General features: G+C 51.4%; 24 protein-coding genes and 1 riboswitch. Of the genes, 18 read left to right on the top strand and 6 right to left on the bottom strand.

Annotated features, from left to right (window positions below):
* Positions 1-101: 101 nt before the first annotated feature.
* Positions 102-947, bottom strand: coding sequence for a hypothetical protein (locus ACWAU0_RS17290; RefSeq protein WP_458137405.1), 846 nt, complete (start codon positions 945-947; stop codon positions 102-104).
* Between the two features lie 197 nt (positions 948-1,144).
* Positions 1,145-1,894 (bottom strand): hypothetical protein, encoded by a 750-nt coding sequence (locus ACWAU0_RS17295; protein ID WP_171695518.1) that lies wholly within the window; start codon positions 1,892-1,894, stop codon positions 1,145-1,147.
* Between the two features lie 427 nt (positions 1,895-2,321).
* Positions 2,322-2,396: riboswitch (cyclic di-GMP riboswitch) on the bottom strand.
* A 713-nt stretch (positions 2,397-3,109) separates the two neighbouring features.
* Here ACWAU0_RS17295 and ACWAU0_RS17300 point away from each other — a divergent pair.
* The 4 genes from ACWAU0_RS17300 (at position 3,110) to ACWAU0_RS17315 (ending at position 5,092) form a co-directional block, all read left to right on the top strand.
* A complete protein-coding gene (locus ACWAU0_RS17300) occupies positions 3,110-3,493 on the top strand; it encodes a hypothetical protein (protein WP_101052259.1) in 384 nt (127 codons plus the stop codon).
* 191 nt (positions 3,494-3,684) lie between these two features.
* Positions 3,685-3,948 (top strand): XdhC family protein, encoded by a 264-nt coding sequence (locus ACWAU0_RS17305; RefSeq protein WP_458137406.1) that lies wholly within the window; start codon positions 3,685-3,687, stop codon positions 3,946-3,948.
* Positions 3,941-4,531, top strand: coding sequence for a nucleotidyltransferase family protein (locus ACWAU0_RS17310; protein WP_458137407.1), 591 nt, complete (start codon positions 3,941-3,943; stop codon positions 4,529-4,531). The genes ACWAU0_RS17305 and ACWAU0_RS17310 overlap by 8 nt, the downstream gene beginning before the upstream one ends.
* 3 nt (positions 4,532-4,534) lie before the next feature.
* A complete protein-coding gene (locus tag ACWAU0_RS17315) occupies positions 4,535-5,092 on the top strand; it encodes a M15 family metallopeptidase (protein ID WP_458137408.1) in 558 nt (185 codons plus the stop codon).
* A gap of 119 nt (positions 5,093-5,211) precedes the next feature.
* On the opposite strand, the gene ACWAU0_RS17320 is transcribed toward ACWAU0_RS17315, so the two are convergent.
* From ACWAU0_RS17320 to ACWAU0_RS17330, 3 genes are all read right to left on the bottom strand, one after another.
* Positions 5,212-5,616: a hypothetical protein gene (locus ACWAU0_RS17320; RefSeq protein ID WP_458137210.1), complete on the bottom strand. Its 405-nt coding sequence runs from the start codon at positions 5,614-5,616 to the stop codon at positions 5,212-5,214.
* Positions 5,613-7,796, bottom strand: coding sequence for a hypothetical protein (locus tag ACWAU0_RS17325; protein WP_458137211.1), 2,184 nt, complete (start codon positions 7,794-7,796; stop codon positions 5,613-5,615). Before ACWAU0_RS17325 ends, ACWAU0_RS17320 begins: the two co-directional genes overlap by 4 nt.
* A 480-nt stretch (positions 7,797-8,276) precedes the next feature.
* A complete protein-coding gene (locus ACWAU0_RS17330) occupies positions 8,277-8,708 on the bottom strand; it encodes a desulfoferrodoxin family protein (protein ID WP_458137409.1) in 432 nt (143 codons plus the stop codon).
* Positions 8,709-9,176: 468 nt separating this feature from the next.
* Here ACWAU0_RS17330 and ACWAU0_RS17335 point away from each other — a divergent pair, with 468 nt between their 5' ends.
* The 11 genes from ACWAU0_RS17335 (at position 9,177) to ACWAU0_RS17385 (ending at position 21,546) form a co-directional block, all read left to right on the top strand.
* Positions 9,177-9,833, top strand: coding sequence for a thiopurine S-methyltransferase (locus tag ACWAU0_RS17335; RefSeq protein WP_033156460.1), 657 nt, complete (start codon positions 9,177-9,179; stop codon positions 9,831-9,833).
* 423 nt (positions 9,834-10,256) lie between these two features.
* Positions 10,257-10,814: a cytochrome oxidase putative small subunit CydP gene (cydP, locus tag ACWAU0_RS17340; protein WP_458137410.1), complete on the top strand. Its 558-nt coding sequence runs from the start codon at positions 10,257-10,259 to the stop codon at positions 10,812-10,814.
* On the top strand, positions 10,804-12,354 hold the full coding sequence (locus ACWAU0_RS17345) for a cytochrome ubiquinol oxidase subunit I (protein ID WP_458137411.1): 1,551 nt from the start codon (positions 10,804-10,806) through the stop codon (positions 12,352-12,354). Before cydP ends, ACWAU0_RS17345 begins: the two co-directional genes overlap by 11 nt.
* Before the next feature lie 24 nt (positions 12,355-12,378).
* Positions 12,379-13,518 (top strand): cytochrome d ubiquinol oxidase subunit II, encoded by a 1,140-nt coding sequence (cydB, locus tag ACWAU0_RS17350; RefSeq protein ID WP_458137412.1) that lies wholly within the window; start codon positions 12,379-12,381, stop codon positions 13,516-13,518.
* 11 nt (positions 13,519-13,529) lie between these two features.
* The gene (gene cydX / locus ACWAU0_RS17355; RefSeq protein ID WP_020481307.1) at positions 13,530-13,685 is read left to right on the top strand and encodes a cytochrome bd-I oxidase subunit CydX; all 156 of its coding nucleotides are present in this window, start codon (positions 13,530-13,532) and stop codon (positions 13,683-13,685) included.
* Positions 13,682-13,894 (top strand): YgaP family membrane protein, encoded by a 213-nt coding sequence (locus tag ACWAU0_RS17360; protein ID WP_033156334.1) that lies wholly within the window; start codon positions 13,682-13,684, stop codon positions 13,892-13,894. The genes cydX and ACWAU0_RS17360 overlap by 4 nt, the downstream gene beginning before the upstream one ends.
* Positions 13,895-13,936: 42 nt before the next feature.
* Positions 13,937-15,208, top strand: a complete 1,272-nt coding sequence (locus ACWAU0_RS17365) for an NAD(P)/FAD-dependent oxidoreductase (RefSeq protein ID WP_205450288.1) — start codon at positions 13,937-13,939, stop codon at positions 15,206-15,208.
* Positions 15,209-15,330: 122 nt separating this feature from the next.
* Entirely contained in the window at positions 15,331-16,668 is a 1,338-nt protein-coding gene (locus ACWAU0_RS17370; RefSeq protein WP_205450287.1) for a TolC family protein, read from the top strand.
* A 10-nt stretch (positions 16,669-16,678) separates the two neighbouring features.
* A complete protein-coding gene (locus tag ACWAU0_RS17375; RefSeq protein ID WP_205450286.1) occupies positions 16,679-17,776 on the top strand; it encodes an efflux RND transporter periplasmic adaptor subunit in 1,098 nt (365 codons plus the stop codon).
* Positions 17,773-21,048 carry an efflux RND transporter permease subunit gene (locus ACWAU0_RS17380; RefSeq protein WP_205450285.1) on the top strand — a complete coding sequence of 1,092 codons (3,276 nt, stop codon included), beginning with the start codon at positions 17,773-17,775 and terminating at the stop codon, positions 21,046-21,048. The genes ACWAU0_RS17375 and ACWAU0_RS17380 overlap by 4 nt, the downstream gene beginning before the upstream one ends.
* Positions 21,049-21,147: 99 nt before the next feature.
* Positions 21,148-21,546, top strand: a complete 399-nt coding sequence (locus tag ACWAU0_RS17385) for a cupin domain-containing protein (protein WP_240347967.1) — start codon at positions 21,148-21,150, stop codon at positions 21,544-21,546.
* Between the two features lie 137 nt (positions 21,547-21,683).
* On the opposite strand, the gene ACWAU0_RS17390 is transcribed toward ACWAU0_RS17385, so the two are convergent.
* A complete protein-coding gene (locus ACWAU0_RS17390) occupies positions 21,684-21,827 on the bottom strand; it encodes a hypothetical protein (protein ID WP_523070816.1) in 144 nt (47 codons plus the stop codon).
* Between the two features lie 58 nt (positions 21,828-21,885).
* Between ACWAU0_RS17390 and ACWAU0_RS17395 the strand changes: the two genes are divergently transcribed.
* The 3 genes from ACWAU0_RS17395 to ACWAU0_RS17405 all read left to right on the top strand — a co-directional run bounded on the left by ACWAU0_RS17395 (position 21,886) and on the right by ACWAU0_RS17405 (position 23,739).
* Positions 21,886-22,113, top strand: coding sequence for a DUF433 domain-containing protein (locus tag ACWAU0_RS17395; protein WP_205450284.1), 228 nt, complete (start codon positions 21,886-21,888; stop codon positions 22,111-22,113).
* Entirely contained in the window at positions 22,113-22,448 is a 336-nt protein-coding gene (locus ACWAU0_RS17400; protein ID WP_458137414.1) for a DUF5615 family PIN-like protein, read from the top strand. Before ACWAU0_RS17395 ends, ACWAU0_RS17400 begins: the two co-directional genes overlap by 1 nt.
* Before the next feature lie 571 nt (positions 22,449-23,019).
* Entirely contained in the window at positions 23,020-23,739 is a 720-nt protein-coding gene (locus ACWAU0_RS17405) for a response regulator transcription factor (RefSeq protein ID WP_458137415.1), read from the top strand.
* The last annotated feature ends 7 nt before the right edge of the window (positions 23,740-23,746 follow it).

Consider the following 23,746-nt stretch of genomic DNA (forward strand, 5'->3'; position numbering starts at 1 on the left):
CACAAAGCGTAATTTATCGGCCATCCTTTATTCCTTTGGCGAAGTCCCTCGCCAAGCTTCCTTTTTTTATAGGAACATCGGCTTATCTGCTGGGTGTTGGCTTACGCTTTAGCGTTGCGTTTGCCTCTGCCTCTGCCTCTGCCTATAAAGCCGGCCAGTGCCGTACCGAACAGCCAGACAGCGGAGGGTACTGGCACTGCCGCTGGTGTGTAGGTAGAAGGGGCGGCCGACGCGGAAATGTTCAAAGAGATGCCGGCACTGCTTCCGAGGACGTCTGCACCGCCGACGAACACGGCATACCAGCCAGCTTGCAAGTCGTTCAGTGTCAAGGTCGCGAATCTTTTGGTGTTGGCAAAAGCAGGGTTGCCGGTGACGCCTATAGTGCCGGATACGCCGGTTTCATAAAGGTCGTCGATACTGACATCGTGGGCGCCGGAGTCGATGACACCGCCGAAAGAGTTAACGTAGTTTTTGCTTGAGGAGCTGACGTAGCCCAGGGTTTCGACAATGCCGTCCGCGCCGGTTGCCCACATTATGCCTGGATCGCCGGCTTGGCCCACCGAGTTAAATTTGTGAATTTGGCCGGTTAGCTCAGCCGGTGAGTCGACGCCGACCGTTTCACCCGAATAAGCCACATTGGTTCTGAAAATTGAAAAAGCCGGAAAGTTTGCCGCGGACGAACGCGCGTCGACAGTCACGGATTGGGCTGATGAGCTTAAATAAAAGTTGGTAAATGCACCTTGCATGCCCCAGCCATCATTGGACAGAGACGGATTGCCCGCGAAGCCCAAATTGCTGGAATTAAAACTGGGGTTTGAGATGCTGGTGCCCAGCTCGAGAGTGTTATCGGCACCTGACCAAGCCGCCGCAGCAGGTTGAGCAACGGCAAGGGTTAGCGCGGCGGAGGATAGGGTGATTTTAAAAATAGTTTGTAAATCGATGTTCATTTTTGAGTGTCTCCAATATCTACCACATCGTTGCTTACGATTGTGGTAGATTTAAGTTGCTGTTTAATTTGGATTTGTCTGAGTATTTCGGGCCTGGCAGCCAAAAGATAGACATCTCCAAAGGGTTTAGACATGCATTGCGAGGGGTGAGTCGACAGCTGATGTCGGCTGACCTTTTCGCTCTTGTTTGCCGGGGTTTACGCGGTGCGGCGTTTGCCGAATACACCGAATCCCATTAGTGCAGAACCGAATAACCAAACGGCCCCTGGCACCGGCACTGCGCTAACACCCTCGCCGGTGATGGTCAAAGGCAGGCTGGCTCCGGTGACGTAGTCGGTGGCGGTCAGGGTAATTTGATAGTCGAAATGATCCTGACCGGTGGCGCCCGTTATCGGGTTGACGCCGGTCGCACCGGTGATGGTGTCGCCCTTGTTGAAGCCCAGTACGGCTTCTTCGATGGTCAGAGAGTAATCGCCAAAAGCAATAATGTAATTGCCCACGTCCAATGCAGTCGCCAGGTAGGAGTCTCGGCTCAACAAGCTGCCATCGGCCCATCCGCCGGTATTGCCGGGTATGGTGTAGGCTGGACTGTCGTCGCCGCTGACGATTTCGGTAGTCAGTGAGACTGTGTCCTGAAAAATGCGGAATTGGCTATCTGCCAGTGTTAGTTCGCCGTCGCCGTTTATATCGACATACGCGCCGGGATGCGCGCCCCAGCCCGCTGCGTAGCCTTCATTCGCCAGGACATCGATTATCACATTGGCAGCTGACGACAAGGAGAACGAGTAGAAATCGATTGTGGTGCCGGCGCCGTGAACCGGGTCGACGGTTTTATAGATGGTGCCGTTTACGGTCTCGGCTTGTACATTGCCGAGGCCTAAAAGTGAAATAGCAAGTGTTGCAGCCACCTTTTTCAAGGCAGGCGCATGTTTCGTGTTAACAGACATATTTCAATTCCTTTCATAGTAAGACGAAGATTTTTACCGGTAGGTTTTACCGGCGACATTCAATGTTTCGCAATTCCCTTTGCGAGTCGTTGCCTAACGCACATGCGCCGGATGCCGCGATGCCAGGCTCTTACTTTCCGGTCCTTTGCTTACGGTAAGTGCTGGGCCAATGGATTCCCGCGCAATTTGAACAGCCTTAAAACCGCTATGTATTTCAATATTCCTGGATTGATCACGCTACGCTATGGTTGCGAGAGAGACAGTCCAAAAGAGTTTTAAATACCGGGCTTGCTTGCGTAGTGAGTTAAACAACGGGTTTAGCTAATCAGGAGATACAACAAACTATTCCTGACCAGTGAGCGAGCGCTATGGGTAGTTGTCGGTGTATGAATCTCGACCGGCTAGACCCTTCTCTTACCCGCTCATAAGAGGCAGCTCGACTATCTGAATCAGATCCGCAGCTTTCCGGCCCCGCCTTGCGACGAGTGTGGCGACTTGGTGGCTGCGCCCAGGAGGGTGCAGCACTATTTATAAAGCAAAACATCTGCCAAAATATATTTGAGCGTGGGTTGCTAGTGTTTTTTTATGGTTATGTTCATATAAAACAATGGGATAAGCTGTTTTGTTTGATAGGGTGGAGTAGTAATAAGTGTGGCGGTTTTTTGGGGTTTTAGATGGCTATTACGCTATGCAGGGTGTGTTATTTCGCGTATTTTGGGTTATATCCCTTATTTTATTTAAGAGATTTTGGGCGGCAGCTTTGAGTTTGCGCCGTAAGGGTAAAAGTCATCAGTTTGGGTAGTGATATACCAAGCTGGGTGCTTAAAAATCAGGGTGCTGGAACGAAGGTTGGGAACGAATTCCGAAATAAAAATCCAGCGTTCTCATGCGTATCATGACTTCGTCGGCAATCGACGACCAGCCTCGCCGGAGCTTTAGTCATCTGCCAATTGCTGACGAAAATCACTCAGTCCCAGAAAAGGTTGATTCCTCTAATCGCCTTTGCCATCAGGTGGAGAAGACGTTTTTTGCATTTAAGGCGATGGCATGGCATAGCTACGGGTTAAGCTAAAAACACCGCTTGGTTCTTGGCAGCCTTGTAGTTACGCGGTATTGCGCTTTGGGCGGCTGTGTTATGACGACACTATCCAATATTTCCAACACAAAATTTTCAAACTTAAATTAAGATGCCCGACACTTTCACCGAGGATACATATGAATAAAACCGATGCCATTTTGAACAAGGGTCAGAAGCTCTATGAAGACGATGCCTACATTTTGTTGTGGACGAAATTTTTTGGCCTGAGCCTGCTGGCGCTGACCTCTTACTATGTCTACGATAAACAAAAGCAGCGTCTGATCAAGCTCATGAGTAGAGAAAAAACCTATCTGATGAGCATCAGTTACTATCTCACCCACGATTATGGTTTTACCCCGACAATGGTGTTGGAAGGTATCAGTTTATTTAAGGATATTTCGACGGCAATTGCCGATAGAGGCGGCGAGACATGGAAGACCTTCTTTGCGGAAACCGCCAAAGATAAAGCCAGGACGTATGCGGTTCGGGGCATCCGCAAGGATAAAAAAGCCAAGGCTTGAGTTTCCACACCTTATGCCTTTTGTGCTTGGAGGCCGTCAATAAGTCGCGGACAAAACCCTAGTCAGTTTTTAACTGCTCGAGCGGCAATCTCTTTATAGGAATAGTCAGTGCAGGAATCATCCACTAAAAAACGCACGCCAATTTTTGGCAACAAACCTTTGGCTCGACCTACCAAAAGACCGGCGCGCGCATGTTGATTACCCAAACCGGCGAGTTGGTCGGTTTGCTGGGTCCGGCGCATCGCAAACAACGGTTACTGCAAAGTCTGGGCGACAACACGGCACTGATAGTCGAACGGGTGTTCCGCCCGTTCGGTTTGGACATCGGCGCGCAACCTCCGGAAGAGATTGCCTTGTCCATCGTGGCCGGCATTCAGGCCCAGTTCAACGGCCGTAGCGGCTGGCAACAGGGGATAGAGCCGGTTGCGCTCAAACATGCATGCAGCCATGGATAATGTGCATGCCGTCATACTGGCGGCCGGTGCCTCCAGCCGGATGGGCAGCCCCAAGCAATTACTGATTTGGCAGGAGCGTCCATTACTGGCGCATGCGCTTGCCAATGCGCAAGTCGTGTTGGCGGAGCGGACGGTGGTGGTATTGGGCGCAAATGCTGAGGCGATAAAAGCCGCGGTCGATTTGAGCGGTAGTGAGGTGGTATTGAATCTGGATTGGGCGGACGGTATGGCCGGTTCGATTCGGGCTGGTATCCAGGCTGTGCCGGACACGGCTAACGCGGTATTGTTGATGCTGTGCGACCAACCCTTGATCAACGCCGCGCATCTGCAAAGTTTGCTTAGCGCTTGGCAAAACGCGCCGGAGCGCATCGTCGTCAGTCAGTATGCGGAATCGTTTGGCGTGCCGGCCGTGCTTCCGGCTGCTTATTTTGACCAGCTAGCCAGCTTGACCGGCGACCGGGGAGCTAAGCCCTTGTTACTACGCTTCGAAGACTCACTGGTAAAAGTGCCGTTGCTGGAAGCGGAACTGGATGTCGACACCACGAGCGATTACCAGCGCTTGCATGCACTCAATGAGATGTAGCTCATGATTGACCAACCGCTTGACGCCTACTTACAGCGTATTCATGAGCTATTTATCGAACTGGGTATTCCGGACGAGCTGCCGGCAGCCAGGGGTTTGGCATTTTGCCGCGAGCCCGCCGAATTGATCGTCGCTGACACCACGCCGCAGGGCAGGGCGTATTATCTCACGGCGGAAGCGGCCGTTGCCTGGCACACATTGAAACAGGCCGCCGCCGAGGAGGGCATTACCCTGCTGATGGTGTCGGCCTTTCGCAGTGCGGATTATCAAGCCGACATTATTCGGCGCAAGCTCGGGATGGGGCAAACTATCGAGGAGATTCTGCGTGTCTTGGCCCCGCCCGGTTACAGCGAACACCACACCGGGCGTGCCATCGATATAGGCAGCGACGATTGCCCGGAACTGGGCGAGCGGTTCGAACAAACGGCTGCTTTTCAGTGGCTATCAAGCAACGCAAAACGCTTTCAATTTTTTCTGTCATTCCCGCGCGATAACCGCTTCGGTTATGTTTACGAGCCTTGGCATTGGTGTTATCGGGGACGGCTGTCGGCCATAAGCTGACCATCACGCTTTTCAAATCAATGGAAGGTGATGGTCTCAGAGCAGTCGCTCAACGAGCGAGGTAAACGGCCTTGCGCGGTTTTGTGCGCAAGGCCCGGTTGGGCGGCGCTTGTAAATTCTCAATACTTATTGGCACGTTCCGTAAAGGAAGCCGCCATTGTTTGAAGTTCAGACTTAATGCCGTCCGTATGTACCAGTTGATCGTACTCACCGGCAATCCACGCAGCATTGATGTCAGCAAGTTTTGATATTTCTGACCAAGAGTAGTAGTCAAGACGAGCTGAGGCCAATTTGCGGATTGCCTCATCGAAATTGCTGCCGGAGTGTCTATGCAGCGCTCGCGCGGAAATCATTTTTTCGAGGGTGTTAGTGAAAAACAGAAGGAAGAACATGGCCTCGCGTCGGCGCGACTTTAAGTCGTTTCTTTCTTTGAGAAAGTATAAAAATAGTGCCCCAAGGAAACCGATGCAGGCTGAGGCAAGTGGCAATAATGATGTTGTTTCGTTTGCAATGCTGGTTGTCATAGAACTGTAACCCCTTTCTTTTGCACATTGTCGAAGAAGGCGTCAAGTGATTCGGCCTTTGACGCGCACTGATCAAAGTATTTCTTAAGTTCAGCAATCTCTGTATCGTCACTCTTACTTACTCTTCGATATAGCCCTGTGCAGGTATCCAAAAGAGTTTCCTGAATTCTGTTCATATCTGGGAGAAGCTCGTTCTTCTTGAGGTATTCGCGTAGTCTAGGCATATGCTTCATCTCAGTGCGGAGTGAACTGGCCAAGATTGCGGCAAATGCAATGACTGACTTTGCCTTTGTCGTAACCATGAGCGAGGCGTATTTACTGTATTCATCGCCTCGTTTGATTAGATATGCATAGTCATATTCGGATGCGATTGATGTTATCAAATCGTTTGGAATAGATAGCCACAAGTCATCGACCACAAGCTGCAGATAGTTAAACTCGAAGCAAAATTCAACTCTTGCCTCGCCGAACGCATCCGAGCGTGAAATAAGCTGGTGACCTCGGGGCGTCACGTATAGGTCTGGTTCAGATCTTAAAATCTCTCCAGATGCATCTACGTCAATACAACGTGAGTCATTGGTGCTACACAAGCTTCCGACAACCAAACGAACCAAGTCTTCGTCATAGTCGCCAATAGTGGAGAACAAGCGCAGCAACTGTTCAATACGGCGCGATTTATTCTTTGCAATAACTTTAAGGATAAAGTACTTGAGCCAATAAGTCGGACGATGCTCTGGGTGAGCCATGGCGAACTCATCAGGCACGGCAGCACGGGCATCGACTAAGAATAGATTGGGAAAGTGACCGACGCGCTGAGAGTATCGTCGTTTGAGATTGAGCAAGTACAGGCTTGGTAGATTTTTGCTTTGGCGCATTAGCAACCGTTCGAAAACCTCGGTATCCGCAAGATCAAACTCCAATCGGTCGATGAACTCGACCAATGATCGATACCCATGATTGCCAAGGCGAAGTATCAATTCGATCTCGGGCCGTAGCCGTTCCCCTGCGTCCTGATTGGCAAGTAGCGATTGAAGTGCGGTCAGATACGCATTTTTTGTTTTTCCTATCCATTCCTGTGGGATGACACTAAGTGCTTCGTCGAAGAGTCGTAGCCGTGCCTGAAGCACTTCTTGATCGTCTTGAAGTACTAGCTTGTGCGCACGCCCAAATTCTCGGTCTTTTTCGCTGTGGTCATTGCAACCGGCACGCAAGTACTCGTGAACATAGTCGCGACAGATAATTACGACACACAGACCACACCACCCCAACTCATTTCGAGAGGTAAGGCATGAGATAAGATACTTGAGGTTTCGTACTACCGCCTCTCTCTGAAGGTACTTGTATTTAGTGGAGAAGCGATACTTGGAATAGTGGAAGTGGTAGCGATCGACGTTGTCGACTAGAAGCACTAGTCTCAATTTCCGACGCGCTAAATGTTGCGTGAGTTTGCGAATACGGTTGACAAATCCGGTATCAACGGGGTCGATGAAGCGCCCTAGTTCGCTAATAGTCTCAAGAGTGGGATTGGAACGAAGGCGCGTTGTGATCAGATCTATTATGTTCTTTTCGAACCAAGCGTCATCAATGGGCCGAAGGTTGCCATTGTCTTCCAACTTGTCGTCAACATTGACATACACAGGAACGACTATGTAACCCCCTTCATCTTGCACCTGATATGGGACCTTCTTTCCAGCAAACGCAATTTGACGAAACAGGGAAATGACAAAAAGGGATTTACCTACTCCAACATCGCCAACAATATATGTGTAGGTGTTGCTTCCTAACTCTACCGAGTTCTCAGGACTATCCGTTATTGGGTTTGACTGTATGTCTGCGCACAGCTTATCGTATGAAATGAAGTCCTCAGGCTTGTAGGGGGCATCTGTGTATGGGGACTTTAGAATTGCAGGCGGCACATAGTGCTTGTCGATGAAGCGCACCAAGATTTCGTCTCTTGGGATGTAGCGCCTAGCGTTCCGTGTGAGAAGAGTGAAATGGTCAACAGGTTGGCGATCACTCCATTGCGTGTGGTGATCGAAGCAATCAAGGAAAAGATCAATTAGTTTTTCGTCGCCTGTGGTACGGTCGCGCTCGAAGATTGGCCAATTGACACGCTTCTTCGCTTCAGTCGAGATGGCATCTTGTATGCGCGTGAAGTAATCAGCGTAGTTCTCTTTCACGGCGTTTATTCCCTAGGAATTGTTGGGTGCGGCAGGCGGCACGGCGAATTGTGGAGCCCTACGATAAGGGTGACTTGACGGCGAAAGCGTAGCGACAATAGGAGAGTAGCTTTTGACGGTCAAGTTGACCCGCTGGATAGCCATCGGAGCGCTCACAAATAAGTGAATCACCGTTGGTATCACCAGTTGCTCGGCGCAGTACATATAACCACACCAGAACTGCCACCGTTAGAAGAGCAAACACTCCTAATATCTACTAAAAATGACTCGTAAAACGATAAGCTATTGATCGACACATGAATTTCTCTTCTGTATATCAACGGAACCAATAAATGGCCGATAAACATCAACTAGCAGTCATTGAATCAGATTGTACGATAGTCTGCAACGGGTCGATTGCAGACTATTCTCAGAGAGCTTCTGACTGCAAATGATTGATCAAACGGCGATAACCTCCTTGTTATCGCCGATCTGATGGCTTTATACCTCGGCGCTATTCAACCAAAGATCGTGCTTGTTGCACAGGCTCAAGGCGTAAACGGTACCGCTGTATCCCGCCAGACTGAATTCGGAAATGGCGACCGGGTCTTTGCTGGGATCGAACATCCGCTCGTTCAGGAACTTATAGTCTTTATCCAGCAATACGTGTTTGACGATGTAATGTTCATAGCCTTTCATTTCGTGCGGGGTGGTGATTTTGACGGTGGTTTTATCGTCGGCTTTAACGACTTCAATCACCGGCAAATGCGTCGCGGCTTTGCCGGCCCAGCGGCCTTGCGCATCCTTGGTGTAAAACACATCGCCCGGCGGTGTAGGTTGTTTGCCGGTTTCCGCGGCTTGGGCCAGACTGGGGGCAATGGCGCTGATCGCCGCACCGGCGGCACTCAATCGAATAAAATCGCGACGTTCCATGAAAATTCCTTGTGATGGTTTAAAAATTGTCGACTACCGAGTTAAGCCCGCATGGCTTGCTCGGCAGCGTGTGTTGAACCGGTTCTTTATTCTGCCCATGCAGAAGAAGCGTTCGCAACGGCTCCGGCTCGCTTGACCGCGCGACGCATCGAAATGTATCACGATTTGTTGGATCTACGTCCATGGGTTCTTACGTTAGCTTATATTTATTACGCCGGTCCTTTTTACCCGTTCGGGCTGAGCTCTTCGAAGCCCAGGCTGGCGGCAGGTCAATGAGGCATTTAACGGCGGAAATTCAAGAGGATGTTCAGTATCGATAAGCCGCGCCAGCGGACATGAAGAGCTGATTGCTGTCAGCTATCGCCGCTGTCGAAAAAATCGGCTTTTTCGCTACCAACAATGCCGAGCAGTAAACCGGCAAGTCAAATAGAATGGCTATTCGTGCAATATCAAATGAGAGGGCAGGCTATGGATCACGATTTTTGGCATCAGCGTTGGCAACAGAACCAAATCGGTTTTCACAAGCATGAGTTCAACCCCATTCTGCAAACGCATTGGCCGCGCTTGTCTATCCCGAAAAAAGCGCGAGTGTTTGTTCCGCTGTGCGGCAAGAGCAAGGACTTGCTCTGGCTATTGGCCATGGGCTATCAGGTGGTGGGGGTGGAATTAAGTCCGCTGGCTGTCGAGTCGTTTTTCGCCGATAACAATTTGCAACCAACGGTGCGGCGCCAAGGCGATTTTTGGGTCAGCGAGGTGGACGGTTTGCAGATTTTCTGCGGGGATTTTTTTGCATTGCAAGCTGCCGACGTCGGCGAGTTTGATGCGGTTTACGATAGGGCGGCGCTGGTGGCTTTGCCGCCGGATATGCGCATCGATTACGTGATGAAACTGTCCTCGCTGTTACCCGCCAATGTACAAATGTTGCTGATAGCATTCGATTATCCGCAACACGAAATGCCGGGGCCGCCGTTTAGCGTACAAGCCGACGAGGTTGAGCGTTTATACAGTCACTGGTGTGAAATCGAATTGCTGACCAGCGACGACGCCTTAGCGACCGAGCTGCATTTTAAAGAGCGCGGCTTAACTAAAATGGTGGAGCAAACCTATAAACTGTTGGTTCGGTGATAACAGAAGCACCGAATTGCCAGTCGCATAGCATTAACCCGGCGCTTAAATCGGTGTGTCTATAGGCGCATCCGCTTGGGTTTCGACGCGCGCAATCCGCACGAAACACCAGTGATAAACAGGGCCGGGTTGATCCTCTTTTGAATTTTCTGGAATCGTCGTTCCGGCGAGGAGCGGAGTCCCTTTAAGCCCTTGGGCTCCAATACTCAATGGAGCGGCAGCATTTAGGGCGTCGGTTTATCAAAGCGGGAGACTGTTGCAGAATCGGTGTGCCACGTTTCATTTTTGTTTCAGACTCCTGGATATTGTTTCAATGTTTCATATTGAAACGTATTTTGCACCTCTAAATAGCTGATTGGCCCTTACCTACCTTGATTAATCGGAGAAATCACGCTTGGCACGCAAATTGATATAGAAATATTATTGATTAATGATATTTGTGAAGTGCGTATGTTTTTCGGTCAACTCTCAGAAACTGATACCTCAAGATACAACCATCCGCCGCTAGGCGGTCGTCGCCAAGATACGATGGCGATCAAAAACAGCGTTTCTGCGCTTTTGGTTTCTAACTGCCTAAGACAGGTGCCGAATTCAAAACCGAACTACACTACAAATAAAGAGGGATTGCTGGCCACTGCTAGCCAATATTGCCGAGCTATTCGGCAAACGTTGTTTTCCCTGAGTAAGCCGCACAAGGCCGATTTACCCGCAAGCATTTCCATGGCTCTAAACAAAGAGGTGGCTATGACAGATACTGCCCATACTGAGTTACCAAAATCCGGCTTGCTACGCTGGGAAATAGCCGCAGCGCTGTTGATAAAAGTGATCCTGCTCATCGGCCTCTGGTTTCTGATTTTCCGCTGGCAAGAGCGCCCAGTCGCCAAACCGGACATCGCTGCGCACTTTGCTTTGCCGGCCACACCCGGCGCCACAAATCCCCTTTCTTCCTCATCCACCCAGGAGTCTCGCCATGTTCGGTGACGATATAGTCATGCTGTCGCGCATGCAGTTCGGGCTAACCGCGCTGTATCATTTCCTCTTTGTGCCCTTGACCCTGGGCATGACCTTTATCCTCGGAATCATGGAGTCGGTCTACGTGATGACCGGCAAAGAGGTGTACAAGGACATGGTCAAATTTTGGGGCAAGCTGTTTGGAATCAACTTTGCCATGGGTGTCACCACCGGATTGACGCTAGAGTTTCAGTTCGGCACCAACTGGGCTTACTACTCGCATTATGTCGGCGACATCTTCGGGCCCTTACTGGCTGCGGAAGGTTGGATGGCGTTCTTTCTGGAATCGACCTTTGTGGGTCTGTTTTTCTTCGGTTGGGACCGGTTGAGCCGGGTGCAGCATTTGGTGGTGACGTGGCTGCTGGCAGTGGGCACCAGCCTGTCGGCTTTATGGATATTAATCGCCAACGGTTGGATGCAATATCCGGTCGGTGCGGCGTTTAACTACGAAACGCTGCGCATGGAGATGACTAGCTTTGCTGATGTGTTCTTTAACCCGGTGGCGCAAGTCAAATTCGTGCATACCGTCGCCGCCGGCTACGTCACGGGCTCGATGTTCGTGCTAGGCATCAGCTCCTGGTACTTGCTGAACAAGCGCGACATCGGCTTCGCCAGGCGCTCGTTTTCCATCGCCTCGGCGTTTGGTTTGGCCTCCGTCTTATCGGTGATTGTGCTGGGCGACGAAAGCGGTTACACCTCCGGCGAAACCCAAAAAATGAAGCTGGCTGCGATTGAAGCGGAATGGGATACCCACCCGGCCCCTGCTGGTTTCACCGTGTTTGGTTTGCCGGATCAGGACAATCAGAAAACCGATATGGCGCTGAAAGTGCCTTATGTGCTGGGTTTGATCGCCACGCGCTCCATCGACGAAGACGTTAAAGGTCTAAAAGATTTGCGTGAAGAGAGTGTGGTGCGCATCGAAAGCGGCATGGTGGCTTACGACAATTTGCAAAAACTGCGTGGCGGTGACCTAAGTGCCAAAGCAGCGTTCGACGCCCACAAAGCCGACCTGGGTTACGGTTTATTACTGAAAAAGTACACCGACAAAGTCACCGACGCCGACCCGGCGATGATCCAAAAAGCGGCCAACGACACCATTCCCAAAGTCGCGCCGCTATTCTGGACCTTCCGCATCATGGTGGCTTGCGGCTTTATCATGCTGTTTATCTTTGCGATGACGTTTTACTACTGCGCTACCCGCGTGGCCGATCAAAAACGCTGGCTGTTGCGGATGGCGGTGTGGTGCATCCCCTTACCCTGGATTGCCGCCGAGACCGGTTGGTTTGTTGCCGAAGTTGGTCGTCAACCCTGGACTATATCCGGCGTATTGCCCACCCACATGAGCGTTTCCAGCCTCAGCGCCGGGCAACTGTGGTTCAGTATTGGCGGGTTTGCCTTGTTCTACACGATATTGCTGATCATCGAAATGTATCTGATGTTGAAGTACGTGCGCCTCGGACCTAGCAGCTTGCATACCGGACGTTACTGTCTCGAACAGCAACCCGCCTAACCCCTTCGTCAACAGGAGTTCATTATGTTTGATTATGAAACCATCCGCCTGATTTGGTGGGTCTTTATCGGTATCGTCGGCATTGCCTTCGCATTGACGGAAGGCTTTGATTTCGGAGTTGGCACCTTGCTGCCGTTTATCGGTCAATCCGACGTGGAACGCCGGGTGATCATCAACACCGTCGGCGCCACCTGGGAAGGTAATCAAGTTTGGCTGGTGCTGCTGGGAGGGGCGATATTCGCGATTTGGCCGGCGGTGTATGCCACGCTGTTTTCCGGGCTGTATGCGGCGATGCTATTGGTGTTGTTTTCGCTGTTCTTTCGCCCAGCCGCGTTTGATTACCGCAGCAAGATCGAAGACCCGCGCTGGCGCAACAGTTGGGATTGGAGCCTGTTCATCGGCAGCAGCTTACCGCCGGTACTGCTCGGCGTATTGGTAGGCAATTTGCTTCTGGGCCTGCCGTTTCATTTCGACCAAGATCTGCGCGCGTTTTACGACGGGTCGTTCTGGGCATTGTTGAGTCCGTTTGCCTTGTTGTGTGGGTTCACCGGCCTTTTGCTAACTACTTTCCACGGCGCATTATTTCTGAAATGGCGTAGCGAAGGCGTGATTCATGACCGCGCTATCAATACCGTCAATGCCTTGGGGCCGATGCTGTTATTGGCATTGGCTACGATTACTGTGTGGGTATTCGTGGGTATTGATCGCCCGGAAATTACCCAAATGGCGGCTACCGACGCACCGTCCAACCCACTGCATAAAACCGTGATCGCTCAAGGCGCAAGCTGGTTGCAACATTTTATGAGCTATCCCTGGATGTGGCTGGCGCCGCTGACTGCGTTTGTCGGTATCGGGCTGGCTTGGTTGCTAGGCAAGGGCGAGTCCAGGATGGGGGCATTCGTGCTCAGTAGCCTGGGTATTACCGGTGTGGCGTTGACGGTTGGTTTCGGTTTGTTTCCCTTCCTGCTGATCTCATCAACCGCGCCCGGTTCCAGCCTGACGTTGTGGGACGGTACCTCCAGTCATAACACTTTATTACTCGGGTTTTGGATCACCATCATTTTTCTGCCCATCGTCTTGCTCTACACCCGTTTTGTGTACCGGGTGATGTGGGGCAGCGTGACCGAAGCGGCTGTGCTTAAAGACAGTCACACACTTTATTAAGGAGACACATCATGTGGTATTTCGCTTGGATACTCGGCGTCGGTTTCGCGGCGTCCTTCGCCATCATCAACGCCATGTGGCTGGAATCGGTGTGCGACATCGACCATCACGGCATCGATCAATCGTGCGAGAGCTTGGCGCAACGTAGCAAAGAGAGGTTGTCATGACCACCGAACGTATCGTCCGTATTGTCGCCGGCTTGTTTGTGTTGCTGTCGCTGAGTCTCGGCGTTGAAGGCAGCCCCTTATTTCAGTCTAGCAATTGGCTTTGGTTTACCGCATTTGTCGGGGCCAATTTGTTTCAAAGCGGTTTTACCCGATTCTGCCCGCTGGAAATGATTCTTAAAAAATTGGGCATTAAAGAAAGCTGCCAATAACAGCGGCAAAAAAATAATTATCTATCAATTTGGAGTAGTCTCATGGCAAAAATCGTAATCGTAGGCGCGGGCATCGGCGGTATCCCGATGGCATTGGAAATGAAAGAAAACGCTCGGAAAGAAGACGAGGTAGTGGTGATCGCCGATACCCCGACTTTTCATTTCGTGCCTTCAAATCCTTGGGTGGCGGTCAACTGGCGCAAGCCGGAAGATATCAAGGTCGAATTGGCACCGATGTTCAAGAAAAAGAAGATCGGCTTCATTCAACAAAAAGTCACCCGTTTTCACCCGGAAAACAATCACGTGGAATTGGCCGATGGCTCGCAAGTCGATTACGATTTTTTAGTAATCGCCACCGGTCCGAAACTGGCCTTTGACGAGGTGCCGGGTTTGGGGCCCAACGGCCATACCCAATCGGTGTGCCACGTCGATCATGCCGGCGAGTCCGGTGAATTTTGGGACAAGTTTGTCGAAGATCCGGGTCCGATTATCGTCGGTGCCGCCCAGGGGGCGTCTTGCTTTGGCCCTGCCTATGAATACATGTTCATCGCCGAAACCGATCTGCGGCAACGTAAAATCCGCGATAAGGTGAAAATGACCTATGTCACCTCGGAACCCTATATCGGCCATTTGGGCTTAGGCGGCGTAGGCGATACCAAAGGGATGCTCGAAGCCGAGATGCGGAACAAACATATCAATTGGATTTGCAATGCCAAAATCGACAAGATCGAAGCCGGCATGATGTATGTCACGGAAGTGGATGAAAACGGTCAGGAGAAAAAGAAACACGAGTTACCGTTCAAACACAGTATGATTCTGCCGGCTTTTAAAGGTGTCGATGCCTTGACCGGTATTGACAAGCTTGTGAATCCGCGCGGTTTTGTCATTGTTGACGAGAATCAACGTAATCCCACGTATAAAAATATCTACTCAATTGGGGTTTGCATCGCCATTCCACCGCTCGAGCAAACCCCGGTGCCGACCGGCACGCCTAAGACTGGTTACATGATCGAGTCGATGGTTACTGCTACGGCTCATAACATACGGGCAGAACTTGATGGCAAGCAGCCTAAAGAAAAAGGCACCTGGAATGCACTATGTCTGGCGGACTTTGGCGATTCGGGCGTCGCTTTCCTGGCCATGCCGCAAATTCCGCCACGTAACGTGCAGTGGGCGTCCAGCGGTAAATGGGTGCATTTGGCTAAAATTGGTTATGAAAAATACTTCATGCGTAAAGTTCGCAAGGGTATTAGCGAGCCTTACTATGAAAAACTGACCTTAAAAATGTTTGGCATTATGCGGTTGAAAGGCTGACACTGGTTTGCGCCGCGCTGATAGGGGATGACAAACGCAACAGTGCCGTTGGCCAACCAATGGCGCTATGCGTCTAGACTTCTCTATCAATCCATTTGCCCTAATTGCATGCAGATTACTCAATGATACATCGAACTTTATGGCGGTTAGTTTTCGTGCTGATGCTGGTTTTGGAGACGGCCTTAGCCGATACCGAACCCAGTCAATATAGCCTGGAACAAGCCATTGACACCGCGCTGGCGAACAATCCCGAGCTGGGCATCATGCAAGCGCGTATTCAACAGGCCAATGCGCAGTTGGGCGAATCCTTGGCCAGTTTTTACCCGCAAATCAAAGCCAGTTTGTCCTATCAGCACAGCGATAATCCGGCCCAGGCCTTTGCGATGATCATTGCCCAGCGTCGGCTCAGCTTTGCCGGCAACGACTTCAATCATCCCGGCGGTGTTGATAACTATCGGCCGCAAGTGACAGCGACGTATTCGTTGTTTCGCGGTGGACAGGACTACTACCGCAAACAGGCGGCGGAACTGGGTATCGAAACCTCGGAACTGGAAAAGGCCGCGACCCGCAATCAGTTGGTGAATAACGTCACCGCAGCCTATTACGGCGAGTTGGCGGCAATGGAAGCCCACGAGATTAGTCGGCGCTCGATTACGGCAGTGCAAAGCGAGTTGGATCAGTCACGGATTCGCTTTGATGCCGGCACGGTATTAAAGTCCGATGTATTGTCCTTGGAAGTACAATTGGCCGAAGCCAAGGATGCGGAAATACAAGCTGCAAACGCCATCGAGCTGGCGCAGAGTATGTTGAAAACCTTGCTGGGCTTACCCGTTAACGCACCTTTTACCATCGATACAACTCGGCAAGCCGCATTACCGGCCAGTCCGGCGGTTTTTGACGAATTACTGAATCAAGCACTCAGCAACCATCCTGAACTACAAGCCGCGCAGAAGCGTGTGGCGATGGCCGAACGTCAGCTTGATGTCGCGCAAGCCGCGCACCTACCGCGCGCTGACGCCTTTGTCAGTTATGGTTCCGACAGCAAAGATCTGGCGTTCAGCAGCAACCGCGATAACGTCACTGCCGGGGTAATGGTGGAAGTGGATGTGTTTTCCGGTTTTGCGACGCAAGAAAAAATCAAGAAAGCCGAGCACGAACTGACGGCCGCCCAAGAGGCAGCCAGACAGACCCGTTTGCGCATCGAGCAACAGCTGAAATCCGCCCAAATCAAACTACAAGATGCGCTGAGTCGCGCCGAAGTCAGCGCCGTTGCGGTCAAAGCGGCGGAAGAAGCCCTGCGTTTAGTGAATGAGCAACGCCAAGCCGGTGTCGTGACCGTGACCCGTTATATCGAAGCTGAAGTGGCGCGCGATAAGGCGCATACCCGACAAATCACTGCACGTTTCGATGCCTTGCGGGCCGAAGCGGAACTGAAACAAGCCACCGGTTACTGGCAATAAAGGAGTCACGATGACCGAACATTTTTCTGAATCAAATGCGCCGAGATGGCTGGTCCCTGCGGCAGCGATCACGGCGCTGTTGCTGGTGATTTTATTTGCCCTGGGCATCTTGGGTGGCCAGGATAAGACCGAACCCGGCAACACGGATCTGCCTGAGAGCAGCATACCCGCCGGCGCACACACCTTAAAAGTAGGCACGCAGACTGCGGAGAACAATTTGTCTTGGCAAGGCGTGGTCAAATCCCGCCTGGCGGCGAAAATTGCCCCGAAATTGAATGCGCGCATTCTGGAAATAACCGTGAATCCGGGCGACAAAGTCAAAAAAGGCCAAGTCATCGCCCGTCTCGATGATCGCGATCTGCGGGCGGCTTACAATGCCGCCAGCGCGGGGCAGGCGGCGGCTCAGGCCCAGGCGGCCCAGGCCAATGCCGAAGAAAAACGCATTATCGATCTATACAACAAGCAAGCGGCCACCCGCCAAAACTACGAAGCAGTGCTGGCGCAAGCGCAAAGTGCCAGAGCCATGGCCAATCAAGCGGCCAGTTCCGCGCAACAAAGCAAAGTGATGCTGGGCGAGAACGTACTCTATGCGCCGTTCGACGCGGTAGTCGGTGAGCGTTTACAAGAGCCGGGCGACATGGGCTTGCCCAATCAAGCCATTGTCACTTTGCACAAACCCGATGACTTGCGCCTGGAAGCAGCCATTTCCAGCCACTGTGCCGCAGTCATTAAGTTAGGCATGGAAGTGAAAGTGCGCTTCGATACGCCGCAACAAACGCTGGCGGCGACGGTAGACGAAATAGCGCCGGAAATCGATCCGCAAACCCGCACCCTGGCAGTAAAAGTTAAATTACCTAACATGCCTGGTTTGCAACACGGCCAATTCGGTTGGCTGGAGCTGGCTTGTGCCAGTGCACAACAAGCCGTGATGATCCCGTCTGCAGCCATTTTGCATTACGGCCAACTGCAAGCGGTTAAAGTACTGGATGGGCAAAGGCTATTGACGCGACATATTCGCACCGGCAAACAGTATGGCGACCAAGTCGAAATACTTTCCGGATTGCGCGCCGGCGAAACCATCTTGAGTAACGCTGGGTTGGAGCAATGAGCGAGTTGAACAAAACCATGGAAGCGAAAAAAGACAGCCTGACGGTTGCCATCGTCCGCTTATTCACCACCTCGCATTTATCGCTGCTGTTTTTATTGATTTCCCTGTTGGCGGGAGCGGCGGCGCTGACTTTGACGCCACGCGAGGAAGATCCGCAAATCATCGTGCCGGTGATGGATGTGTTCGTGCATTACCCCGGCGCCAGCAGCGAAGAAGTGGAAAAGCGCGTGACCACCCCGCTGGAAGTATTACTCAAGCAAATTCAGGGTGTGGAATATGTCTATTCCGCCTCCCGCCCCGGCGAAGCGCTGGTGACGGTGCGCTATCGGGTGGGCGAGAGTATCGAAGACAGCTTGATCAAAACCCGCGATAAGCTGCAAGCCAATCTGGACATCATCCCGCCCGGCGTCAGCGATTGGGTCGTCAAGCCGGTGGAAATCGATGACGTGCCGATCTTGCTATTGAGCCTGTCCATGCCTAAGGCCAACGAAGACATTATGGCGGTACGCCGCATCGCCGAAGAGCTGATCGAGCGCTTACGCGCCATCGACGATGTCGGCAAAAGTTGGGTCATCGGCGCCGCGCCTCGGCAGATTTCGGTGTACCCTGATCCCGCCAAGTTGCAAGCCAGCGGCCTAAGCTTGCCGGAAATTCAACAGGCTCTGGCGCAAAGCAATGTCAATCTGCCGGCTGGGCATTTGAATCAGCACAATAACGAAATCCTGCTGGAAGCCGGCCCGCACTATGAAACCCCGGAGCAGGTCGGGGCGACGGTCTTGAAAAACGTCGCCGGCCGTCTGGTGTATTTGCACGATGTGGCGCAGATCGTCGATGGCCCGCAAGACACTGACTATTACACTCGCATCGGCTTCGGTCCTGGTGTGGAGCAAATGCAAACGGTAGGGCACAAAGGTGGTTCTCTACCGATGGTCGGCGAAGAGCGGCAAATGGCTACTATCGCTATTGCCAAACGCCGCGGCAGCAATGCGGTCGGCGTGGCAGAGCAGGTGTTGGAATTGACCGAACAATTGCACGGCACGCTGATTCCGGATGAAGTGCTGGTCACAGTCACCCGTAACTACGGCGAAACTGCCGATCACAAAGTCAATGAATTGGTGATGCATCTGAGCATCGCAATTCTGACCATTATTGTTCTGCTGGCGCTGGCGCTGGGTTTTAAAGAATCGCTGATCGTGTCGTTGGCGGTGCCGATGACCTTTGCGATTACCTTACTGTGCGATTTGATTTTCGGTTACACCATCAACCGCGTGACGCTGTTCGCGTTGATTCTGTCTTTGGGTTTGCTGGTCGATGACCCGATTGTCGATGTCGAGAACATCCATCGCCACTACAAAATGCGCAAAGAGCCACCGTTACAAGCCTTGCTGACTGCGGTGAACGAAATTCGTCCGCCGACCATCTTGGCAACCTTCGCGGTGATCATGTCCTTCGTGCCGATGTTTTTTATTACCGGCATGATGGGACCGTATATGGCACCCATGGCCTTTAACGTGCCGATAGCGATGTTGATGTCCTTGCTGATCGCCTTCACGGTGACGCCTTGGGCTAGTTATAAATTGTTAAAGGGCGATTACGGTAAAGATCATGGACCGGAATTTCGGTTACAGGAATCCCGAGGTTTCAAGCTGTATCAGGCCATTATGGCGCCGCTACTAAGTCACAAATCCAAAGCCTTGTGGTTTTTGCTGGCGGTATTTGTGGCGTTCGTGTTGTCGACCTTGATGGCGGTGACCAGAGTCGTGCCGTTGAAATTACTGCCGTTTGATAATAAAAACGAGCTGCAATTGGTGATTGATATGCCGCGCGGTTCTTCTTTGGAAGCCACCAATGAAGTCGCCACGGCCCTGGGTCAATATCTGGCCACGGTAAACGAAGTCAGTAGCTATCAAACCTATGTCGGTTTGGCATCACCCATGGATTTTAATGGCTTGGTGCGGCATTACTATTTGCGCCAGGGTGCTTATGTCGGCGACATACGTATCATTCTGGTGGATAAATCCCGCCGCGGGCAACAATCGCATGCCATTGCTTTGCGGATGCGTCCGGATATAGAACGCATCGGTCAAAAATATGGCGCTAACTTAAAAATTGTAGAAATGCCGCCAGGGCCGCCGGTGCTGTCCAGTGTGGTCGCAGAAATTTACGGGCCGCCGGAAGCCGGTTATCAGGACTTGGTGAAGGTGTCGAAACAAGTCCGTGAGCATTTGCAAACGACCGAGGGCGTGGTGGATGTGGACGATTACGTGCAAGCCCCGCAAGACCAATGGCAGTTTGTGCTGGATCATGACAAAGCGGCCCTATTGGGTATCAGCAATCAGCAAGTCGCCAGCAGTTTGCAACTGGCGGTAGAAGGTGGCCTAGCCGGTACCTTGCATATTGCCAGCGAACGCCAGCCCTTGCTGATCACACTGCAATACCCCAGAGCGGCGCGTTCCTCAGAGGCTGATTTGTTAAACCTGTCGGTGAAATCGGCGAAAGGCGATTTGATCCGCTTAAGCGAGATCGGGCGGTTCAGCCACGAAATAGCCGATCAAACCATCTATCACAAAAACTTACGCCAGGTGTCGTATGTGCTAGCTGAAATGGCCGGACGCAGCCCGGTGGAAGCGGTATGGGATCTGCAGGATGCCTTGGAACAGCAACCGCTACCAGCCGGATACAGCGCGGAAATGGCCGGGGAGGGCGAATGGAAAATCACCGTCGATGTGTTCCGCGACTTGGGCCTGGCCTTTGCCGCGGCGATGGTGATGATATATATCCTGCTGGTCGGGCAGACCGGCTCTTTGGGTGTGCCGCTGATCATGATGATCGCCATTCCCCTGACGGTAATCGGCATCATGCCGGGCTTTTGGTTCATCAACCTGTTTGCGTCCGATGTGGGTCAATATGCCGATCCCGTGTATTTCACCGCCACGGCCATGATCGGCATGATCGCCTTGGCCGGGATCGTGGTGCGCAACTCCATAATCCTGATCGATTTTATCGAGAACATTTATCGCGGAAATCCGGACATCAGTCTGGCCGATGCCATCATCGAAGCCGGCGCCACCCGTTTGAATCCGATCTTTTTGACGGCGGCTTCGGCAGTGTTGGGCTCGGTGATGATCGTCCTCGATCCCATCTTTTCGGGCCTGGCCTGGAGCTTTATCTTTGGCATTATTGCGTCCACCTTGTTTTCGTTGGTGGTGATTCCCCTGGTGTATTTCTTAATCAACCGCGAAATGCCCAAGCAAGTGCCAGCCGAAGACTAGCTTATTAGCGCCCGCCATGCCAATTCAGTGGGCGCGGTAACTAGCGTTTTTTGTATACTCGTTACTTATCACCCATCCCTTAGCGCTGAGGCCACCCTTATGAAACAATCAAACCGCGTTTGCTACTTACTTTCTGTGTTGGGATTATTGACGTGTGTGTCGCCGATGGTGCAAGCCGACGAGACCGCCAGCAAATTCTCGCGGGAATTGTTAATGACCAAGCCGGTGACTTTACCCAGTAAAGAAGTGGAGAGCCATGTACTGCGGGTGCGCTTCCCCAAGGGGTATCAAACCCCATTGCATACCCACGAAGGGCCCGGCCCAAGATATGTGGTGATGGGAAAACTGAAGGTTGTGGATGACGGCCAGACCAAAGTCTACAGCCAAGGCGAAGTGTTCTGGGAAACCGGCGCGGAAATGACCGTGGAAAACGTTGGTAAGGGCGAGGCGGAAATTATTATATTCGAGCTTGCGGCGGCTAAGTTGGCTAAGCATTGAGGCCTTAAGGAACCTCTGAAAAAAAACATTTTGAGAGGCAGTCACTGTCAAAGTGAGTCAAAAATTTCAATATTCGACCGGTTTATTATCAAAAAAGTGGTTTTTCCTCGCAAACCCGCCCGTTTTCGGGCTTATTTTCAAATTTCGGACGCAATCAGGCTCCGGCGTTCATAAGCGTCACCGCGCAGCACGTTGGCTATCGCCGTCAGGAAGGCCAAACGCGCCGCGTTTTTGGCCAAACCGCGATAACGTTCGCGAGCGTCTAACACCGACGTGATCACGGATGACGTGTGAATCGCCTGGTGGTACTCTAAGTTAACTGTTATTTGGATGTAAGCCATGACCATAGACTATCGAAATATCATCACACTTGAACCAGGCAAACGTGGCGGGAAGCCCTGTATCCGGGGGCTGCGGATTACCGTTTACGATGTCTTGTCTTGGTTAGCCGATGGCATGTCCGAGGATGAAATATTGGAGGATTATCCGGAACTGGAAACCAGCGACATTCGTGCCTGCTTGGCTTTTGCCGCAGATCGTGAGCGTAATGTATCCGCCATTGTTTGATGAAACTGCTATTAGACGAAAATCTATCCCGTCGGGCGGTGGCGTTTTTGCTGGATGCCTTTCCAGAAACGACACAAATAGCGTTGTTGGGTATGGAAAACGCCGATGATTTAACCGTTTGGCGGTACGCAAAGTCCAACGGCTTTGTCATTGTCACCAAAGACGCGGACTTTTTTGAGCTTTCGAATTTACTTGGCCAACCACCAAAAATTATCTGGCTAAAAACCGGCAATCAATCCAAAGCGGCAACCATTAACTGCTTATTAGCTAATCAGAACGCTATACAAGTGGCATTGGTTGACGAAGACAAGGCCTGTATCGAAATTTATCGATAACAGCGAAATTCATATATCGCAAAGGGCGGTAGGCTGGGCAGAGCAACACGAAGCCCTGCAAATGTTTTGAAACGCTAGAGCTGATTCGTTGCAACGGTTCATTGGGTGAGAAAACTCATCAGCGAAATATTCAAAATCAATTTCCCTGCACCCCAAAATTCAACAAACCCTCGGCAAAATAGCGTCCAGATTCAACACGTCCGTATCCGTTAATTCAATCAAATTGAAATTGTACTTCTGATAAATGGCGAGTTTTTCCTGTTTTCGGGCTTGGTATTTAGCGTCGTTTTCGTAGCCTGGAAACACATGGGGATTGACTTTGCAGGCCAAAGATCGCCCGGTTGCCCACTAAATTACCGTTTGAGTTAATGCGTACCAGCCTGGGCTTCGACCAGCCCAAATCGCATACCAATGATAAGTAGGGAGCCCGGTTCAGTAAAAGCATAAATGAGCCTGAACAGCAGGGCAGCGGATGACGTATCTAAGACCTTAGCCCAATAGACAAAACTTAGGACTTACGTACACTTGACAAGCTTTGGAATGTGAACCTTTGTATCAACTTTTATAGACTATGGCGCTGCAGATTTTGGAAACCGATAGATTAATCTTGGTTGCTGACCGGGAGGTCTCGTCCTTTAAAGGTATCAATCGGGTCAGAGAGAGCTTGCAAGCCAACGTGGAATATGTTGCCAGTCGGGATGAGTTGGCTCGCTGGATCGTAGACAATAAGGCGAATTTAACCAGCAAAAATATTGCCTTTGTGATGGTGTTTGACCCGGACGTGGTCGAAATATCGCCGTCCGGTTCCGAGTTGGGCTTATTACTGGAATACCCGCGGATTTGTATCACCCGCTCAAGCGATCTCTCAACGACCTTGCGTTCGATAAAAACCGGTTTGTTTGATTTTATTGAAAAGCCTTTCAGTCTGGAACAGATCCGCAAATGCCTTGAACTGGCGTTTTTCGAGTATGAGTTCGCGACCACTATCAACAATCAATTCCGTAATCTGACCAAACGCGAAATTGAAACCTGCGAGTTGGTGGTACTGGGCCACACCAACAAGGAAATATCCGAAAAACTGGATATTTCCGTAAAAACCGTCAAAGTGCATCGTGCTAATTTAATGCGTAAAACCAACGCCAAAACGGTTACCGATCTTCTGAGGTTGCACGATACCTTCAAGTCAAATACGCGCCAAGGACCGAATGATTTGGTCACTATCCCGCCGTTTAAAATATTGAACACCCAACAAAGCAACAAGCGTGAGAAACGCCAAAAATCTCTGGCTTAACCCTCCT

The organism is Methylomonas sp. Uni0009, assembly GCF_054188105.3.

What these genes read in the sequence shown, in the direction of transcription:
- ACWAU0_RS17290 (WP_458137405.1), bottom strand. Translation starts at nt 947, where the DNA reads ATGAACATCGATTTACAAACTATTTTTAAAATCACCCTATCCTCCGCC.
- ACWAU0_RS17295 (WP_171695518.1), bottom strand. Translation starts at nt 1,894, where the DNA reads ATGTCTGTTAACACGAAACATGCGCCTGCCTTGAAAAAGGTGGCTGCA.
- ACWAU0_RS17300 (WP_101052259.1), top strand. Translation starts at nt 3,110, where the DNA reads ATGAATAAAACCGATGCCATTTTGAACAAGGGTCAGAAGCTCTATGAA.
- ACWAU0_RS17305 (WP_458137406.1), top strand. Translation starts at nt 3,685, where the DNA reads ATGTTGATTACCCAAACCGGCGAGTTGGTCGGTTTGCTGGGTCCGGCG.
- ACWAU0_RS17310 (WP_458137407.1), top strand. Translation starts at nt 3,941, where the DNA reads ATGGATAATGTGCATGCCGTCATACTGGCGGCCGGTGCCTCCAGCCGG.
- ACWAU0_RS17315 (WP_458137408.1), top strand. Translation starts at nt 4,535, where the DNA reads ATGATTGACCAACCGCTTGACGCCTACTTACAGCGTATTCATGAGCTA.
- ACWAU0_RS17320 (WP_458137210.1), bottom strand. Translation starts at nt 5,616, where the DNA reads ATGACAACCAGCATTGCAAACGAAACAACATCATTATTGCCACTTGCC.
- ACWAU0_RS17330 (WP_458137409.1), bottom strand. Translation starts at nt 8,708, where the DNA reads ATGGAACGTCGCGATTTTATTCGATTGAGTGCCGCCGGTGCGGCGATC.
- ACWAU0_RS17335 (WP_033156460.1), top strand. Translation starts at nt 9,177, where the DNA reads ATGGATCACGATTTTTGGCATCAGCGTTGGCAACAGAACCAAATCGGT.
- ACWAU0_RS17345 (WP_458137411.1), top strand. Translation starts at nt 10,804, where the DNA reads ATGTTCGGTGACGATATAGTCATGCTGTCGCGCATGCAGTTCGGGCTA.
- cydB (WP_458137412.1), top strand. Translation starts at nt 12,379, where the DNA reads ATGTTTGATTATGAAACCATCCGCCTGATTTGGTGGGTCTTTATCGGT.
- cydX (WP_020481307.1), top strand. Translation starts at nt 13,530, where the DNA reads ATGTGGTATTTCGCTTGGATACTCGGCGTCGGTTTCGCGGCGTCCTTC.
- ACWAU0_RS17360 (WP_033156334.1), top strand. Translation starts at nt 13,682, where the DNA reads ATGACCACCGAACGTATCGTCCGTATTGTCGCCGGCTTGTTTGTGTTG.
- ACWAU0_RS17365 (WP_205450288.1), top strand. Translation starts at nt 13,937, where the DNA reads ATGGCAAAAATCGTAATCGTAGGCGCGGGCATCGGCGGTATCCCGATG.
- ACWAU0_RS17370 (WP_205450287.1), top strand. Translation starts at nt 15,331, where the DNA reads ATGATACATCGAACTTTATGGCGGTTAGTTTTCGTGCTGATGCTGGTT.
- ACWAU0_RS17375 (WP_205450286.1), top strand. Translation starts at nt 16,679, where the DNA reads ATGACCGAACATTTTTCTGAATCAAATGCGCCGAGATGGCTGGTCCCT.
- ACWAU0_RS17380 (WP_205450285.1), top strand. Translation starts at nt 17,773, where the DNA reads ATGAGCGAGTTGAACAAAACCATGGAAGCGAAAAAAGACAGCCTGACG.
- ACWAU0_RS17385 (WP_240347967.1), top strand. Translation starts at nt 21,148, where the DNA reads ATGAAACAATCAAACCGCGTTTGCTACTTACTTTCTGTGTTGGGATTA.
- ACWAU0_RS17395 (WP_205450284.1), top strand. Translation starts at nt 21,886, where the DNA reads ATGACCATAGACTATCGAAATATCATCACACTTGAACCAGGCAAACGT.
- ACWAU0_RS17400 (WP_458137414.1), top strand. Translation starts at nt 22,113, where the DNA reads ATGAAACTGCTATTAGACGAAAATCTATCCCGTCGGGCGGTGGCGTTT.
- ACWAU0_RS17405 (WP_458137415.1), top strand. Translation starts at nt 23,020, where the DNA reads ATGGCGCTGCAGATTTTGGAAACCGATAGATTAATCTTGGTTGCTGAC.